We start from the raw sequence: 18,465 nt of genomic DNA, 5'->3' as shown, positions 1-18,465 counted from the left end.
CGATTGTCTTGGGGAACACGACCGCCGCCTGCCCGCCTCTGGACAGCTTGCGGCGAAGCGGCGACAGTGCCGCCGCTGGAGCAATTCCGGAAAAGTGTGCAGCGGTTTTCCCCTTGGCAATTGCGGAGAAACAAAAAGCTGGATCGGATCCGAACGCTGAACCGCTCCAGCGCACAGATTGAGGCAAACGGGATGGCGTCGGTGTCGGATTTCGAGCAGGGACAAACCTTCACCATCGAAGTCGGGGGCAAGCAGATCCCGCTCGAACTGAGCGCGGTCAAGCCCATCGCCGCCAGCCCGCGCCTGGGTGGCGGTTTCTCGCTGCTGTTTAGAGGCCCGCGCGACATCGCGCTGCCGCAGGCGACCTACCTTTTCACTGGCACAGGCGGCACCCACGAGATCTTCATCGTACCGGTCGCGGCCGACGCGACGGGGCGGCTCTACGAGGCGGTGTTTAATTGAGCTTAACGCAGCAGACTCATCGAAATCCATGCCGCTGCTGTGCAGAAATTTGCGAAAGGCTGGCGGGACAGCGCCCCCCCTCTGTCCTGCCATCGTCTCACGAACCTGCGCACCGCTGCCGAAGTAACCGATAGCGCCGCCTGCGGTAGGCCTCCAGTCGTCACAAACCGACCCTCCCGCGCCCCGGCGCACATTCCATCAAATCATAAACGCCCTTGTCCTCGACAACCACGAAACCCAGCGCGACATAAAGCCGTCTCGCCGGATTGTGCTTCTCGACGTGGATCGAGGCTGATTTGCCGGCTAACCATGCCTCGTCGATAAGGTCGCAGAGCAGTGCGGTGCCGTGGCCCTTGCGGCGATGATGCGGCAGGAAGGCAATGTCGATGATGCGGTGCTGGCTTGGCCAGCGCTCGATGTAGAGCCGGCCGATGTCTTCGCTACCGCGTTCCACCACCAGCCAGTCGGCCTCGGGATAGTGCTTTCTGTAGTGCGCGTGCTGCGCCTGGAACTGCATGCCGAGGAATTCGGCCTTCTGCGCGTCGCTCCACGACGTCACCGCGAGTTCTTCCATGCGCGTCGAGGCGTAGAGCCGCGACAGGAACGGCAAATCCGCCTCTGTCGCAGGGCGGAAGCCGAGCCCGGCCTTGTCAGACCGGGACCAGGCCGGACGTGCCTGTTTCGTTTCTGCCACGCGACCGGAAATCAACCGTCAGACCGGGGGCGTCAGGTCGCGCACGACGACGATCTGCTTGAGATTGTTGTCGGTCAGCGACGTCCAGTTATACTCCCATTCGGAACTGTCGATGCCCATCTGGTTGATCGTCCACAGGCCGTTGGTGCCGTCCGGCATGCGCGCCAGGCTGAACAGAGCAAGCCGGCCATCGGCATTGTAGTTGAGCGTCAGGCGCGTCGAGCGAAGGGATGCGCCGAAATCGCGCCATCCCGACCAGTTCTGGGTGTAGGCATCCCATTGCGCGTTGAATTGGAGGAAATGCTGGTCGGCGGCGACCAGCACGATATCGCCGTCGCCCTGGATGCCGGCGGCAAGCGCCAGGTTGGACGCCCTGGAGTAGCCAGGTGTCGCCCACTGCGTCCACGTATCCGATCCGGCGGGCATCTGGCGCGTATGCAGCACCTGGCCGCTCTGGGTCAGGGCGAACAGATTGGTGGCGCCGAGCGGGCCGATCACCGGCGCCATCTCGATGAAGCCGCCTGTCTGGGTCGTGTCGATCTGCACCCAACCCGTCCAGTCGGCGGCCTTCAAGGCCCGCGCCTTCGCCTGCTGGCAGCGATAGAGATGCAGGTTCGAATTGATGCCGAACAGCGCGATGCGGCCGTCACCCTGGCGTATCGCCGAAACCGTCACCAGCCCGCCGGGGATCTGGATCCAGTCGCTCCACGGTTTGGCCGGCGGCGCCGGCACCTCGACGGTGACGACGATCGGCGTCGTCGTGCCCGGTGGCGTGATGGTTTTCTGCACCTGCACGATCTGGTCCGGATTCTGGTAGATCCACCAGATGCGGCCCTGATTGTCGGTGACGAAGACTTCGATGCGGCCATCGGCGTCGCGCGCCATCGAAAGCTTCTGGTAGCTGGTGGCGCCGGGCGGCGTGCCGATGCTCATCGGCGCGGTCCATTTCTCGACCGGGCCGATCTGATTGGCGTCCTCGGTGATGAAGGACAGGTTGGTGGTTCCCGATGGCTGCGCGACCACCGCGACGCGGCCGTCCCTGGTCAGCCCCGCCGTCATGATCACCCAGGCGCCGGGCGCGATGAACGACCAGGCCGAAGGCCATGGCCCGTTCGGCGAAAGCTGCGCCTTCTGGATCAACTGCCCCTTGGCGGAATCGATGCCCACCACCATCAGCCGAGACAGTTCGAAGAACGAAGCGCCGGCCGGCTTGTGCTGGTAAATGGGTGGGGGGCTGGACGGCGTCGGGCGGGCCCTGGCCCTGGAGGGCGCTTTCCGCGCCGGCGTCTTCGCCGCGGGGGCCTTCGACTTCGGTTCTGCGTTCTTGGCCATCGTACGATCCTGCCCTTTGGTTCGGAATTCAGCTTCTTGGCGGGAAGACGCCTTGCAGTGCGATGCAGAAATAGCAGGTGAGATAGGGCTGCATATTGTTGTGCGGCTGGTCGCCGCCGGCGGGAGCGAGCATTTGATCACTCATCGGAACCAACGCCGGCTGCGGACTGCCGGCGACATAGGCGAATGCGTTCACCGATCTGCCAAGCGACCGGGCCGGCGACGGAGCCCCCTGATCGGCGGGTATATTCGCCGCCATCATGCCATGCGAATGCATGGGAATTTCAGATTCGAGCAACGTCACCGTCTCCGAACCACCGGTTTCGCCGAGATCGTGCAGCGAAAGGCCGGGGCCATGGCCTGGATGCATCGGCGTCCGGCCCTGGAGGTCGGGCAGCGCAAAATTGGACTTGCCGTCGCCGCCATAGGTCGTGCCGAGCAGCGAAAATAGCGCCGTGTTCTGCGACAGCGGTAATAGCTGGCCGTCGCACCAGGCCCAGCCCTTGGGTGCGAAATTGAACGGAAAGATGCGGATTTCGGCGACGAACGGGTCGGCCATGGCGGTCCCTCTTTAAGTCTGCGACGGAAAGATTCCGAACAGCGAGATGATGAAATCGACGCAGAGATAGGGCTGGAAGTTGCTGTGCGGCTGGCTGCCGCCTATGGAATTGACGGCCACCGCACTCATTGGAATCGTGGGCGGCTGGTCTTTATACAGCAGGATCGCGCCGCTCATCTGGTCGAGCACATTACCTTGCGGATTGGAGCCGGTTCCCGTGTTGCCCGACGCGAGCATCGGGTGGCTGTGTGAAGGGATTTGGCTGATCGTCAGCGTGAGCTCTTCTACACCGCCGGTCTCGGCAAGGATGAAACCGTTGCCCTGATGGATCGGAAGGCGGCCGCGCAGGTCGGGCAGCGCGAATGTGCTCTGGCCATCGCCGCCATAGGTGGTACCGATCAGTTGGAAAAGCGTCTCGTTCTCGGAGATAGGCAGCAGCTGCCCTTCGCAGAACATCCAGCCTGCCGGCGCAAAATTTCCGGCAAACATACGGATCTCACCAACATAAGGCTGTGCCATGATCGCGTTTCCTCAGGTCGGCGACGGGAAAATGCCCTGCAGGGCGATGCAGAAGCTGAGTGTCAGGAAAGGCTGCATGTTGAGATGCGCCTGACTGCCGCCCTGATTTGCAATGGTTCCGGGATTGATGGATGTCAGCTGTGCGGGCTGGGTATAGGCATTGTTCACAGCCCCCAGAAACGCGTTGCCCGGAATCGGAACCGCGCCATTTGTATTCGTAGCCATTCCGAGATGCGTGTGTGTGGGTAGCTCCGAAATGGACAGCGTGTGCGCCTGTTCGCCACCCCGCTCACCGAGCGTATGGCCGCTGCCGACATGGATCGGCATGCGCCCCCGGTAGTCGGGCAAGGCGAAATTGACCCGGCCGTCGCCGCCAAACGTCGTTCCCAGCAACGAAAACAGCGCCTGATTCTGGTTTATGGGAAGGAGTTGCCCGTCGCACAACGCCCAGCCCTTGGGCGGGAAGACAAAGGACATGATCCTGATTTCCGAAAGAAACGGCTCAGCCACGCGTCCCCCCTCTATTTGAGCGCTGAGCCCACTATGGCATATTACATTAGCAAGTCACTACAAATCTTGGTGTGTGCCCGTATAAAATTCAGAATGCGCGACAATGTGTTCTTGTTGCCAAATTGTCTAAAGCTTTAATCTGCGCCGACTACCTATCAGAACTGGGTTGGTCAAAATATCAATATCCGCTAATATACCGGAATCTCCATCGGATACGGCTGTCGCATGAGAGACGGTGACGCCGCTCCTCGGCTGACGTAGTTCGCGATCGCTGTGAAATCGTACGGCGCGCCGGCAAACTATTCTCTCCATCGAATATGTCGACGTGTTGCCCTGGATGACCGAAGCCGAAGCCATGACTAGAACTGCGCGCCTCCGAAGAAACCGAAGCCGGCAGGCGTGTTTGGATCTCCAAAGGCAAAGACGTCTGGTGCATTGCTCCCGGTGACGACGTTCAAATTGGCAATGTAGGTCTGGATTGCCGTGAAGTCATATGGCGCGCCCGCATAATTGGGGCTGCCTATCAGGCCGACGCGCGAATTGCCTTCCTGTTCGATTGTAATGCCGGCGGCGATGGCAAAGCCCGCATTGGCTCCGATATCGACGTGGTTGGCGAGTGCACCGGCGCCGCCGAGGGTGATGTTGGACTTGTTGTTGTCCGGGGTGCCGCTGTTGGTGGTGTTCGAACCGGTCTGCACATAGATGCCCGTAAACGAATTCACCTGATCGAGCGTGTCGATGATGTTGCCCTGGATCACCGCGGTCATTGTTCCGCCAGCGCCGTTTTTCACCTGCGTATAGATGCCACCAACCGTGCCGTGGATCTGGTTGTTGGTGATGGTCGTGTTCGAATTGCCTGCGCCATCGTGGAACACCGCGATGCCAAAGCCCTGAGTCGAGCCGCTGCCGGCCACGTTTTGCGTGCCGATGGTGTTGCTGTTAATCGTGCCGACGAACGAGGCGCCGATGCCGGTACCCTTGGCGACCGCGATCACCGCGCCGTGCGATCCCGAGATCGTGTTGTTCGAGATGTTGTAGGTCAGGCTGACATTGTTGGCCGGGCCGCCGCCGCCGATGGTGAGGCCACCGCCGCCAGAAACAATGTTCTGGTTGGTGTTGTTCATCGTGTTGCCGGTCAACACAAGATCCGACGTCACCGTGCCCAGCAGGTTGAGCTGGACCATATCGCTCCTGGCGGATGTAACGGTCGAATTCTGGACGGTGGCGTTGAATGTGCCGCCGGTCGCCTGGAACACAATCGCGTCGTTTGACGCATTGCCCGCAGCCGCGTTGGTCGCGAATGTCGAGCCGGTGATGGTGAGCCGGTTAAGCGTCTGTGCGCCATCGTTGAAAACGTGGAACGCATCATACGCCGCACCGGTGAAGGTGGAGTTCGAAACCGATGCCGAACCGCTCAGGCCGGTGAAATAGACATTACCTTCGCCGATGCCGCCCACCGACGTTCCGACCGTGCCGTTGATGATCGTGTGGTCCAGCGTGAAGCCGGTGACGTTGGTTCCAGATATGCCGTAGTTCTGGAAATCGTTCATCTGCAGGCCGTTGAGCTGCACATCCTTCGTGTTGTTGAGGTAGATGCCGCTGCCTTGCGTCGTAGAGCCATCGGCGCCGGTCTTGTTGGCGATTACGCCGCCGCCGGTCGCGCCGACGTTGGCGCCATTTCCCGTCACATGCAGGCCGCCATTGCCGGCGGCGGTGCCGGTGTTGCTGAGGATGATGCCGTTGGCGCTGCCGCCATTCGATGTGATGTCGCGGAAGGTAACGTTGCCCGAGCCGATCTGGGTGTTGCTGATATTGAGCGCGGTGCCGTTGCCGCTGCTAATATGGTTGCCGGTGCCCGTCACGCTGACCGTGCCGCCGCCGGTGGCCCTGAAGCCAGCGCCGCCCGTGGTGTCGATGGTGAGATTGCCGCCGGTGAAGTTGAAGGTGCCGGTGCTGGTGCCGCTGAGGCTGATGCCGATGCCAGAGGTGGTGTCGATGTTGAGCACGCCCTGGAAGGCGATGGTGCCGCCGGTCTGGTCGATGATGTCGATGGCGTTCGACGTGCCCGTGGTGAGATTATTGGTTGCACCCGAGAAGGTGAAGCTGCTGGAATTGTCGTCGAGGACGATGGCGCTGCCGCTTGCGCCGCTATGGGTCAGATTGCCCGACAGCGTGACCAGACCGACCGAGTGATCCTGGATGTTGACGGTGTTGAATCCAGCGCCGGCGCTGATCGTGCCGCCATAGCTGATCGTGGCCGTGCCGCCGGTGCCGGCGGTTCCCGAACCGTCGCCAACCAGGAAGGCCACCGCGCCCACGCCTGTCACGCCGCTCAGGGCGCCGGCGCCGAGGTTGACCGAGCCGGTGACGCTGGTCAGCTTCACATTGTTGAAGCCGCCGGTCGAAGTGGTCGAGGTGAAATTGATGCCGGCCGCGACGCCATTGAGGTTAACCGCCTGCGCGCCGGTGGAACTCACCGTGCCCGTCGTCACATTGACCGTGCCGCCATTGATGGCGCTGAAGCCGGTGGTGCTGTTGGTGACGATGCCGATGTTGGCGAAGCTGACAGTCGAAGCCGTGGCGTTGTTGTTGATCGAAACCGCGGTGCCGGTCAGCGTCGAGACCGTGCCGAGACCGACTGCGCCGGTGAAGCTGACCGTGTTGACCGCCGTCGCGCCAGAAACGCTGATGCCGCTCGCCGTGCCATTTGCCGCGACCGACCCGGCAAAGGCGAAGCTGCCGCCACTACGGCCTGTTATCGTGACCGCCGTGCCGCTCGATGTGTCGGGGACGCCGACAAAGCTCGCCGCATCGAAGGTGATGGCCGCGTTGCCGCCGGTGACCTTGATCCCGCCGCCGGCGCCGCCCGTGACATCGACATTGGTGCCGGTGATCGTGCCCTGGGGGCCGGATGCACCGCCGAAGGCGATGCCGGTGCCGGTCGTGTTCGTGGTGATGTTGAGGTTGCTGAGCGTCGTCGTGCCGGTCGCGTTGCGGATGTCGAAGGCGATGCCGGTGGCGCCTGTGCTGCTGACGTTGCTGATGGTGGTGTTGGCCGCGTTGACGATGACGTCGCTGGCATTGCTGGAGAACGTCACATGGTCGATCGTCGTGTTGGCCGACGGCGTGATCTCGACACCGGCGGTCAGGAAATTCTTGATCGTCATGTTGCTGATGATGGTGCCCGTCGTCGTACCACCGCTATTGTCCTTGATACCGCGCGCCGCACCCGTCGGGCTGCCGTCGAGAATGAAGCCATCGATGATGTTACCGCTGGTGCCGAGCGTGATGGCGTTGCTGCCATTGCCGGTCGTCAGCGTCGCCGCGCCGTCCGGCGTCTGGTCGATGATCGAGATGCTGTTGCTGGAAAGCTGAATGGTGGACGGCACCGCCAGCGCCAGATTGATGGCGCCATTGCCGAAGCCACGCACCTGCTCGCCGGCGCCAAGCACCAGTGTGTTGTCGGCATTGGTGCCCGCCGCGCTGATAACGCCGCCATTGTTGACAAGGACGAGGATGTCGCTGGCGACGGACGCCGCTTCGGCCGTCGAAAGCGTCGCCAGATTGCTCTGGTCGCGGCCGGTGCCGTCGCCGCTGGGGCTGGCGCCGACGAAATAGATCTTGCCGACGCCGAAGCCGAGGCCCGGGCTGGTCGTGAGGTTCACATCCTGGAAATTGTAGGTGCCGGCGACCGGCGCGCTGGCCGCATCGATGCCGACATTGGCGCCGAGGGTCGAATTCTTGTCGGTCACCGATTCGCCGTCGCCATAAGTGAAGGCGAGATTGGTCGTGCTGCCGAGGAACACGCCGGTGTTGACGCCGGCAATGCTCGAGATGGCGCCGCCGGCTGCGGCATCGCCGAGGCGCACCACCTGGCCGCCAATGGCGCCGCGCAGGTCGACGCCGATCGAGGCGCCGGCGGCGGACGCGTTGGTGACGTCAAAGTCATTGGCCGTCACCGCCGCGTTGATCGTCGAGCCGTTGAGGTCGAAGGCGACGCCCGTCGTGCTGTTCAGGCCAATGTCGAGGTTGGCGAAGCTCAGCGCCGCACCCAGCGTGCCGCCGACGTCAACGCCGAACGTGGTGATGCCTTGCAGGTCGACCGTGCCCAGCGCGATGGCCCCGCCGCCAGACGAGGCAACGTTGTTCAACCCTATGCCGACGGATGCGCCATTGACCGATACGGAGCTCAGGTTGATGCCGCCCGCACCGACGGTCACGCCGGACAAGTCCAGTGCGGACCCAACGCTCGTGGTGATCGCATTGGACGCGCCGGTGACCGTGACCGTCGCGCCGCCGCTGGCGGCGATGCCAGGGCCGGAGGTCGTGTTGATCACCAGCCCGCCGCCGGTGAAGTCGATCGCCGCGCCAGCGTTGTTGGCCAGATTGACAGCCGCAAAGCCGCCGGTGGAAAGCGTCTTGGCGCCGCTGAAGGTGAACGTGCCGCCGCCATTGTTGCGGACATCGATGCCGTTGTCGAAGCCGCCGCCGGTCGCGCTGAGGTTGCCGGACAGCGTGACACTACCGCCGGTGACGCCGGAAATGTCGACGATCTTGCCCGTCGTCGTCTTGGTGAGCGAAGCGGCGATGTTCAAGGTCGCGGCGCCGCCGACAAGCTGGACGGCGGAGCCGGTCGGATCGTCGGTCGCACCGATCGAGCCGCCATTGATGTTTATCGTGCCGGACGAGCTGTCGACGCGCACGCCCGCGCCGCCCGTATTGTCTATCGTCACCGTGCCGATAGTGACCGGGCCGGTCACGCCGTTGACGACATAGATGCCGTTGGCGCTTGCCGAACTGACGACCACGCTGTTGAAATTGACCGCTGACGACGTGCTGTTCTGAACCACCAGCGCATTGTTGCTTGTGCCGGCGACGGAAAGCGCGCCGCCGTTGAAGTTGCCGCCCGAGACCGTCGCGAGTTGTACGCCGGCGCCGATGCCGACCGTTCCCGTCGCCTTCAGCGTGTCGAATGTCATACCGCCGGCACCGATCACGGCGGTCTGCAGCGACACGATCCGGCCCGTCGCCGTTGTGATCGTGTTGCCGGTTCCGATGACAGTGATCGAGCCGGCGGCGATGCCGAGGAAGCCGTCGCCGCTGGTGGTGTCGATGGTCAGGCCACCGGTAAAGCTGGTCGAGCCCGTGCCTTGCGAGACGCCGGTGCCGCTTGTGGTGTCGATGTTGGCGAGACCGGTGACCTTGAGCGTGCCGCTCGCCACCTGGATGCCGCCGCCACTGCTGCCGGCGTTGTTCACCGTCACCGTGTTGAAATTGAAGGTGCCGGTGTTGGTGTTGATCGCACTGATGCCGTAGTTGGTGGTGCCAGTGATGGTGGTGGCGCCGGTGACGCTGAAAGTGCCGGCGACGCCGTCGAAGATGATGCCATTGGCACCGCCGGTGGCGGTGACGCTGCCGAGCGTCATGTTGACAGTCAATGGGTCGAGATCGAACGCGTTGCCGCCCGTGGTGTCGACCGAACCGCCACTGCTGTTCAGCGTGAAGTTGGTGGTCTTGGCGCTGACCATGACGCCGGTGCCGCCATTGTTGGCGACGCTGAACGTGCCGAGATCGAGCGTACCGCTGGTGTTGTTGAAGCCAAGCCCGTCGCCCTGGACGCGCCCGCCCGCAGCGGTCGTGCCGACGTCGAGCGTGCCGGCACTGACGGTGCCGCCGGTGCCGTTTGAATCGAAACGGACATTGTTGAAGGCGATGCCGCCGCCGGTGCCGCCGGTCACCGTATTGCCGGCAAAGGACCTGATCGCGATCGAGTTCAGGTCGGCATCGATGTTCTGCCCGGTGAAGGACGCCGCCAGTCCGCCGCTCGAATTGAGCGTGTTGCCGTCGATCGAAAGCAGAAGCGTATTGGCCGGAGCTCCCGTGGTGGAGAAATCGAGCGCATTGCCGCCGGCGGTGATGGTGTTGCTCTTGACGAAGAAACTGGAAGCGCCGGTCGCGTTGACGGCAACGCCCGCACCGGAACCGAGATTGCTGACGATCAGGTTCTGGATGCCGCCCGTGAAGATGCCGCTGCCTGATGTCGCCAGGTTGATGACCTGCGTGGCGTTGTTGCTCTGCAGGACCGGCCGCAGCGTGTCGATGCCCGCCGGCGCCGAGACGATCGTCGTGTTCTGTATCGTGGTGAACTGGAACGCCGCCGACGCGCCGCCGGCGGCGCCGACGCCGAGTTGCGAAACATCCACCGCCGCGTCGTTGCTCTTGAAGGCGAGCAACACCTGTCCGTCGTCGAGCTGGAACGTTGTCGCGCCGAGGTCGATCGTCGCCTGGCCGCCGTCGACGGTCTTGTCGATCAGCACCACGACATTGGCCGTGGAAGCCTGCGCTCCGGCATAGCTGCCAGGATTGGCGAGGCTGCCGTCGCCGGTTCCCCCTGCGGTGACATAATAGACGCTGATCGACGCCAGGTTCGCGGTGTCGCCGGTGAAATTGACGTCGTTGAAATTGTAGCTGCCATTGGCCGGCAGGCTGGCGTCGGTGGTGTGGATGACCTGGCCGCCGGTGGTCGAAATCGAGGATTCGGCCGGGCCGGCGCCGTCACCGAACACCAGCTTGGCGTTGGTGGCGCTGGAGAACTGGACGCCATAGCCGACATTGGCGATGGTCGAGGTCTGGCCAGCCGGGTTGTTGTTGATTGAGTCGCCGAGTTGGATCGTGCCGGTACCCGTCGTGCCAGCCATGTCGATGCCGATCGTGCCGGCAAAGCCGCCGCCGTCGACGTCGAAGTCGCTAACCGAGATAACGCTTGTGCCGAGAGCCGCACCATTGAGATCGAGGCCCACGGCGTTAGCGGCACCCAACCCGATGTTGAGGCCGACGGCGCTCAGCGCCATACCGCCCAAAGTGCCAGAAATGTCGACGCCGCGTGAGGTGACGTCGAGCAGGTTGACGACACCGAAATTGATAATGCTTCCACTGACATTGTTGAGCAAAATGCCGGTCGCCGCGCCATTGACTGACACCGAGCTGAAATTGAGACCGCCCGCGCCCACCGTCGCGCCGTCGAGCTTGAGCGCGGTTCCGGTCGTCGTGGCGATGGTGTTGTTGAGGCCGGTGATGCTGACCGTGCCGGGGCCGGAGGTGCTGGCGGTGAAGCCGGCGCCGCTGCTGGTGGTGATGGCAAGGCCGCCATTGGTGAAGGCGAGCGTACCCGTGCCTTCGCCGACCCCGATGCTCGGGGCCTTGACGATGGCGCCGTTGGTGCCGCTGCTGGTGTTGAAAATCTTCGACGTGCCGGAGAAAGTGACCGTTCCCTCGGACGATCCGTCAAACAGCACGCCGACGGCTGTGCCGGTATGATCGATCGTGCTCGAAATATTGTAGAGCCCGTTGGCGTTGCCGCTGAAGACGAAAGCTGCTGCCCCCAGCCCGGATATTGCCGTAGTCGAAACGACCGAACCGCTCATGTTCAGCTCGGTCCAGTCGCCGACGCCAGCTTGCAGCACAGCGCCCGTATCGATCTTGATCGAACCGTTGTAGTTCAGCGTTGCATTGATAAGGTCGTTGCCGCCGGAGAGGCTGATGGCCGAAACACTGGTACTTGTCGTCGCGCCGATGCCGGCGATGCCGCCATTGCCGCCGACATTGACGGTTCCGGTCTGCAGGGCGGCAAACGCGATGCCAACTTGGGCGCCGTCGATGGCCAGGGTGGATCCGGCGACATTGGCGATGTTTATGGCGCCGACCTGACCGCTGATCTCGAACCCTTCGTAGCTGACGTCGAGATCGGTCTTGCCTTCGAAATTGACCTGACCGGCGCCGAACAGGCCGTTCAACGAGGCGCCCGTATATCCCGTATCGGTCAGCCCGCCGATGTCGCCGCTACCGATGTTGACATTGCCGGCGAGATTGAGGCCCGACAGGATCACGCCGGCGCCATCGCTGTTTGAGTCCGCCGCGATGCTCTTGAAGGCGATGCCGCCACTGCCGACATTGCTGAGGAACAGCAGCAGTCCGTTGCCGCCGGACGAGATTGTGTTGTTGGCGCCGGTTACTGTGAGTTTGCCATTACCGGTGCCAGCAACGAGGCCATCGCCGACGCCGAACGCGACGAAGCCCGCCCCGGTCGTCGTCGTTATAGCGAGGTTGCCGCCGGTGAAATTGATCAGGCCGTCGGTGTTGGGGGTCGGAGTGCCCGCCGGGTAGGCGCCGAGGATGCCAAGGCTGACGGCATCCGTCGTGCCCGAGCTGATCACCTGGCTGGCGCCCGAGAAGGTGACGGTCGCCGCCGTGCCGTTATCGATGCCGGCAACGACGATATTGCCGCCGTCCGCGGCGTTGCCGTCGGTCAGGTTGCCCGACAGCGTCACCGAGCCGCCAGTCAGTTCCTGGATCGAGACCGCCGCACCCGTCCCGTTGCTGGCGACGGTGCCGGCATAGGAGAGGACCGCGTTGCCGCCGCTCGCATTGGTGCCCGAGCCGACATCGAAGGCCGCGTCCAGGCCGGTGTTGGTCAACTTGCCGGTGCCGAGAGCGACCGTGCCGCTGAGGTTCTGCAGATCGATGCCGCTGCCGGAGCTGAAGGTCGCACTTGTCGAGGCGAAATGGATACCATCGACATTGGGCGTGACACCGGCTGTGATGCCGTCGAGCGCCACCGCCTGCGCGTTGGTGGCATTGATCGTGCCGGTCACGACATTGACCGTGCCGCCGCCGCTGGCGCTGAACGCCGTCTGGCCGTTCGTGGTGATGTCGACATCGGCGAAGGTGATCGTTGAGCCGGCATTGCCGGTCAGCGAGACGCCGTTGCCGTTGACCGTCACCTTGTCGGTGAAGTTGACCAGGCCGCCGCTGCGGTTGGCGATCGAGATGCCGCCGCCGGTCAGCGTGCCCGCCGGTCCGCTGTTGGGCAAGGTGCCGCGCGTGACCGTGATGTTGCCGGCGCCGCCATCGACATCGAGCAGCGTGCCGGCGACGTTGATGTTGTTGTTGGTGATCGACAAATTGGTGTCGAGGCCGACGACCTTGAACGCTGTCTGGCCCACGGCGACATTGCTGACCGTGACGCCTTCGATGAAGATGCCGCCGGTATTGACGAAGCCAGCCGCGCTCCCGTCGACGAGGAAGACCGAGCCGCTGCCGCCGCTGAAGTCGAAAGCGGTGTCGCGCACCTGGTTGTTGCCGAGCAGATGCAGGGTATCGCTGCCCGTGCTCTTGACCACGCCCTCATCGCCGGTGACGTTGCCGCCAGTAGCGCCGAGATTGCCCTGGACATTGACCGGCTGGACGGTACCGGAGGTGAGGATGGAGGCGCCGTTGCCGAAGCCGATGATCGACTGGCCGGAATCGAGCGTGAACGGGGTGCCGCTGAGATCGACGGTGCCGACAAAGGCGAAGTTCAGCGTGCCGGTCATGGCATCGGCCTCGGCGACCGTGTAGGTGGTCACGTCGGCGCTGAGCCCGTCCGTGTTGGCGTGGACGATGCCACCGCCCTGGGAAATCATGATGGTCCCACCGACCGCGCTGGCCAGATGGGCGGCGCCGGTGAAGTTGACGTCGTCGAAATCATAATTGCCGAGCGTCGGATCGAGCCCGATCGTGTTGACGGTGTAGCCGCCGGCGGCGGCGCTGATGGAGGACTGCAGCCCATCGGCGGACGTGCCGTCGCCGAAGGTGAAGTTGGCGTTGGCCGAGGTCGCGGTGGCGCCGCTCGACGACAATTCGACGCCGACGCCGACATTGGAAATGCTGGAGCCGCGCAGGAAGGTGATGGTCTTGTTGCCGGTCGTCGACGACAGGTCGATGCCGCGCGAGGTCAGGCTGCCGGTGCCGGTGATCGTGGTCAGGCCGAAATCGGCCCTTGTCGAGGAACCGCTCGAGGAACCGCTGAAGTCGATGCCGGTCTGGTTGGCGCCAACCTCGTCGATCGTGGTCGTGCCGAAGCTGATATGTTCGTTGATGTCGAGGAACTCGATGCCGGCGGTGCTTGCCGCTCCCAGCGTAACCTGGGTTGTGCCGAAGGTGACCGTGCCATTGTCGGCAATGAAGATGCCGGTGCCGCCAGGCGTCGTCACGGTGACCTCGCCAAAGCTCGCCGATGCCGTGCTGGCGACATTGGTGACGGACAGGCCGGTGCCCGTGGCATTGGTGATCGACAGCGGCGCGGTCACGTTCAACGTCGCGGTGCCGCCGAGGCTGCTGACAAGCGCCCCGCCGCCACCCGTCGCCGACAAGGTCGGGCCAGTGAAGCTGATGGCGCCGCCGGCCGGGGTCAGCGTCGATCCGACATCGAACAGATCGCCGGTGCCGGTCGAGGTGACCGTACCGCTGAAGGTCACCGAGCCGCCGGTGGTGCCGTCGACCTTGACCGCCGCGCCTGGCGCGGTTGCCGAGCTGGAGACGTTGGCCGCTACGCCGACTGTCGCGCTGCCGCCGGAAACGACGACACCGTCGCCAGCGCCCGAATTGGTGATGGTGCCACCGAGGATCGTGATCGAGCCCGTATTGTTGGTCAGGCTGACATCGGTGCCCGCGACATTGGTCGTCACCAGATTGGTGATGGTGAAAGTCGATGACGAAGCGTTGATTGCAAGGCCGTTGATGCCGGCAGCGGTGCCGCCGACAGTGACATTGCCACCCAGGAACTGGCCGCCCGAGACGGCATTGAAGTTGAGCGCCGTGGCCGTCGCAACGCCTGTCGTGATGCTGTCGAACGCCATGCCGCCGGTGCCGATGGTGATGCCGTCGAGATTGATCGCCCGGCCGGTGCCGGTGGTGATCTGCTCCGTGCCCGCGGCCGCGACTGTGATCGTGCCGCCCCCGGTGGCATCGAAGCCGGTACCGGTCGTCGTGGTCAGGTCCAGCCCGCCGGTGAATTTCACCGTGCCGCCGGTGTTGGCGGACAGGTCGATCGCGTTGGCCGAGCCCGTGCTGGCGGTGATCTTGCCGCCGAAGGTGGCGGTGCCGCCGGTCTGGCCGATGATCCTGACCGCGTTGGCCGCATTGGCCTGGTCGATCGTGCCGTTGTAGGTGACGTTGGGCACCGCACCGTTGATGTTGAAGGCTACATCGTCCGTGTTGGTGATGGAACTCGCGGCCGCGAAAGTCAGCGTGCCGCTCGAGCCGCTCCAAATGGCCACGCCCCTGCCGCCGCCACTGATGTCGAGATCGTCGAAGGTGGCGATGCCGTCGAAATTGTTGGCGAACAGCCCGACGTTGGCGGCACTGGTAATCTTGGTGTTGCCGGTGAAATCGACGGTCGCGCTCGAATCGACAAGCACGATGCCGGTTTGAGATGCGGTCTGGACGGTCAGGTCGTCGACCGAGACCGTGCCGGTCACACCATTGAGGTAGAGGCCGGACCCGACATTGCTGGCCGTCACGCCCTGGACGGTCAGGCCGTTGATGCCCAGGCCGTAGATCGCCGAGCCGGAACCCCCGGAAACGTTGAAATCGAGCAGCGTGTTGCCGTTGCCCAGCGTCACGACATTACCGCCGCCGGAACTGGTCAGCGTCGCCGCACCCGCTGAATCCGATATGGATTCGTCATGATGGATGTTGGTGCCGGTGACATTCAACGGCACCCCGCCGAGCGAGAACGCGCGGTCATTGCCGAACGAGGCCAGTTCCTGTCCGTCGCTCAGCGAGAAGCCGGTGGCGTCGTCGATTGTCCCGCGGTTGACCAGGACAATGATGGCGTCGCTGGCGGTAATGTTGTCGGCATATTCGATCGAGGCGAGGTCGGTGATCGACGTGCCGCCGCCCGAAGCCCCGGCCGCAACGAAGATGTAATTGCGCAGATCGTAAAGTTGCGGGCCGGTAAACGCGGTCGTGCCGAAAGCGTAGTGGCCGCTGCCCTCATTGAGCCCGCGCGCATCGAGCGAGGCGGTGATGCCCGAGATGGAGCTGGAATTGCCGCCGAAGGTAAATTCGGCGTTGGCCGTGGCGCCCGGCGTGCCGGCAATGCCCAGCCGCACGCCGGTATCGACATTGGTGATGACGCCGCCATCGGTGATGATGATCACCGCGCCGCCAACGCTCGGCGACGTCAGATCGATGCCGATCGAGCCGGCAGCACCGGTGCCGGTGATGCTGAGCGACTGCGCGGTGAAATTGGTCTTGGATCCGGAGAAGTCGAGGCCGGTGCCGACACCCAGTCCGGAGATGACGATGTTGCCGGCGACCACCGCCGCATTGACGCCGGCAAACGAGATGCCGTCGGCGCCGGGGTTGGTGATGCTGATGTCGCCGAAGCGGATCGTCGCCGGCGAATCCGAAATGGCGATCGCCGGTCCGGTCGTGTTGGAGATCGTCGTCGCACCGTTGACGGTGAAGCTGCCCGCGACATTCTCCAGCACGACACCCGACGTGCCGCCGCTCTGGCTGATCGAGTCCAGCACCACATGGGCAGTGATCGGATCGATGAAGACGGCGGTGCCGCCATTGCCTGACACGGTGCCGCCGGTGGTGGTGAACGTGCCTCCGGTCGACGTGCCCTGCACGGTGATGCCGCGGTCGGTATTGTCCTGCGCATTGACGGTGGCGAAGGTGTAGGTGCCCTTGCCGGTGATATCGAGACCGTCGTCGAGATTGCCCTGCAGCAGCGTCGTGCCGGTGAAATTGTAGGTGCCGTCGCCGTCGATGTGCAGGCCGTCGAGGCCGTTGCCGGTGGCGGTGAAGTTGGAGCCGGTGATGCCGGTCGAACTGCCCGTGAAGTCGGCGCCGTTGCCGCCCGCACCGGTGACCGTCACATTGGTCAGCGTCGCGCCGGTGATGTTGTTGCCGAAGATGCCGTCGCCGCCGCCGGTGATGGTGATGCCGCTGAGCGTGTTGCCGTTGCCGAGCGTAAAGACGGGGTTGGCGACGTTGGTGCCCTGGATCGTGCCGTCGCTGCCGCCCAGGTTGAAGGTGCTGGTGCCGCCGCCGAAAAGCCTTGCGGTGACGCTTTCGCCGCCGCCGATGACGGTCTGTCCATTGGCAAGCGTCACCCCGCCAGTCGTCAGATTGCCGTTGCCGCCAAGCGCGACGACAAAACCGTTCGCACCCGACTTGGTCACGGCGTCGTCCAGCGTCGTCGGGTCGGCCAGCGTGCCGGCGCCGGCGAGGCCGCCATCGGCGTAGTAGAACTTGCCGAAGGCGGCATTGGTGGCGGCGTTGATGGCGACACGCGTCGTCGAGCCGCCGGTCAGCGTCTGCGACTGGACGCGGACGCCGATATCGCCACGCACGCGCTCGTTGACGCGCTTGCGCAGGCCTTCGCTGACCGGATAGACCGGCTCCGGCCCGCTGTCGGCCCCATTGTCCGAGCCGCTGCCGGGATTGAACGGGATGTTCAGCCGCACACTGCCGGCGAACTGGGTGTCGTCGCGATTGTCGTTGCGGACCTCGCCGGCGAAGACCAGTTCCGTGTTGCTGCCTAAGACATCGCCGATCGTATACTCGAAGCCGGCCTTGGCGCCGGTGACGCTGCCGTCGTCGCCATGCGGATCCTCGAAATGATAGCCGCCAATGTCGAGCCGCAGCGAATGCTTGTCGGGCAGGTTGACCGGCACCTGCGCGCCGATCTCGGCCTCGATGCCCCATGCCGCGTAATCGCGGTGGTCGAGGACCGAGATCTGCTCGATCAGCTGGTTGCTGACCATCGACAGGGTTGAACTGGTCGAGTGATCCGTCGAATCACCCTTGATCGGCAGATAGACGTTCACATGCGCATCGAAATGAGGCGTGATCGCCTCGGCGCCCAGCGTGGCGGCGGTGAACTGGGTGGAGTTGTAGTTCTCGAGATTGAGATAGGCGTAGCCGCCGATCATCAGGTCCGGGTTGACGATGCGGCGAATGCCGAGGCCGACATCCTGGCCGGAACCGTCCTTGAAATCGTGTTTGGCCCGGACATCCAGGAACAGCACGGATTCGGCCGTCTGCTTGAGCGGGATGAAACCTTCGAGCGCGCCGTTGCCGCCATTGTTGTCGGCGCCGATGATGGCGCGGATCTGCGGCTGCCATAGCCCGTTGGGATCGCCATAGGCGGCCATGCCTGAAAGGCCGAGCGCCAGCGTCGTCAGTGCCGTCGTCTTCCAGAGATGCCTGGCGATTCGCGAACGGCGATAGCCGGCGTGCACGCGGAAATCCTCCCCACGCGCCGCCATCTCACCAACTTGCCGAGGCGTCTCGGTAGTTCCCATCCCTGGCGAGTCCTTCGGGGACTGCACGCACCCCGTGTAAAATCTTACTCGAATTCTATTGTATAGCGAGTCTCCGGCGCTTCGATTTCTGAGGGCCTCCTGCAATATTGTTCGTTGTATCCGAAAAGCCACAGTAATTTCGCCGGCTTGCTTGCCTACTGCTCGGCTTCCGGAACAGTCGCGGGTGTTGTATCAAGCCATGCTCGGGAGAATACCGGGCGCGGCGAGGAAACATGCAAGGCATCCGGCAA

7 protein-coding genes are annotated in these 18,465 nt (G+C 63.8%); 1 reads left to right on the top strand and 6 read right to left on the bottom strand.

Annotated features, from left to right (window positions below; translation table 11 throughout):
• Positions 1 to 66: 66 nt before the first annotated feature.
• On the top strand, positions 67 to 462 hold the full coding sequence (locus EN955_RS04925; RefSeq protein WP_245265344.1) for a hypothetical protein: 396 nt from the start codon (positions 67 to 69) through the stop codon (positions 460 to 462).
• Between the two features lie 160 nt (positions 463 to 622).
• Here the strand turns inward: EN955_RS04925 and EN955_RS04920 are convergent, their stop codons facing one another.
• From EN955_RS04920 to EN955_RS04895, 6 genes are all read right to left on the bottom strand, one after another.
• The gene (locus tag EN955_RS04920; protein ID WP_245265345.1) at positions 623 to 1,156 is read right to left on the bottom strand and encodes a GNAT family N-acetyltransferase; all 534 of its coding nucleotides are present in this window, start codon (positions 1,154 to 1,156) and stop codon (positions 623 to 625) included.
• A gap of 18 nt (positions 1,157 to 1,174) precedes the next feature.
• Positions 1,175 to 2,488 (bottom strand): hypothetical protein, encoded by a 1,314-nt coding sequence (locus tag EN955_RS04915; RefSeq protein WP_024504060.1) that lies wholly within the window; start codon positions 2,486 to 2,488, stop codon positions 1,175 to 1,177.
• Between the two features lie 28 nt (positions 2,489 to 2,516).
• Complete coding sequence (locus EN955_RS04910) at positions 2,517 to 3,047, bottom strand: tail fiber protein (RefSeq protein WP_024504061.1); 531 nt, start codon at positions 3,045 to 3,047, stop codon at positions 2,517 to 2,519.
• A gap of 12 nt (positions 3,048 to 3,059) precedes the next feature.
• Positions 3,060 to 3,566, bottom strand: a complete 507-nt coding sequence (locus EN955_RS04905; protein WP_024504062.1) for a tail fiber protein — start codon at positions 3,564 to 3,566, stop codon at positions 3,060 to 3,062.
• Positions 3,567 to 3,578: 12 nt separating this feature from the next.
• Complete coding sequence (locus EN955_RS04900) at positions 3,579 to 4,076, bottom strand: tail fiber protein (RefSeq protein ID WP_024504063.1); 498 nt, start codon at positions 4,074 to 4,076, stop codon at positions 3,579 to 3,581.
• 359 nt (positions 4,077 to 4,435) lie between these two features.
• Positions 4,436 to 18,178, bottom strand: coding sequence for a hypothetical protein (locus EN955_RS04895; protein ID WP_024504064.1), 13,743 nt, complete (start codon positions 18,176 to 18,178; stop codon positions 4,436 to 4,438).
• Positions 18,179 to 18,465 lie beyond the last annotated feature (287 nt).

The organism is Mesorhizobium sp. M7A.F.Ca.CA.001.04.2.1 (assembly GCF_003998485.1).
Classification (GTDB): Bacteria; Pseudomonadota; Alphaproteobacteria; order Rhizobiales; family Rhizobiaceae; genus Mesorhizobium; species Mesorhizobium ciceri.
The sequence above is the reverse complement of the archived record's forward strand: the minus strand, read 5'-3'. Positions and strand labels throughout refer to the sequence as shown.

What these genes read in the sequence shown, in the direction of transcription:
- EN955_RS04905 (WP_024504062.1), bottom strand. Translation starts at nt 3,566, where the DNA reads ATGGCACAGCCTTATGTTGGTGAGATCCGTATGTTTGCCGGAAATTTT.
- EN955_RS04910 (WP_024504061.1), bottom strand. Translation starts at nt 3,047, where the DNA reads ATGGCCGACCCGTTCGTCGCCGAAATCCGCATCTTTCCGTTCAATTTC.
- EN955_RS04895 (WP_024504064.1), bottom strand. Translation starts at nt 18,178, where the DNA reads ATGGCGGCGCGTGGGGAGGATTTCCGCGTGCACGCCGGCTATCGCCGT.
- EN955_RS04915 (WP_024504060.1), bottom strand. Translation starts at nt 2,488, where the DNA reads ATGGCCAAGAACGCAGAACCGAAGTCGAAGGCCCCCGCGGCGAAGACG.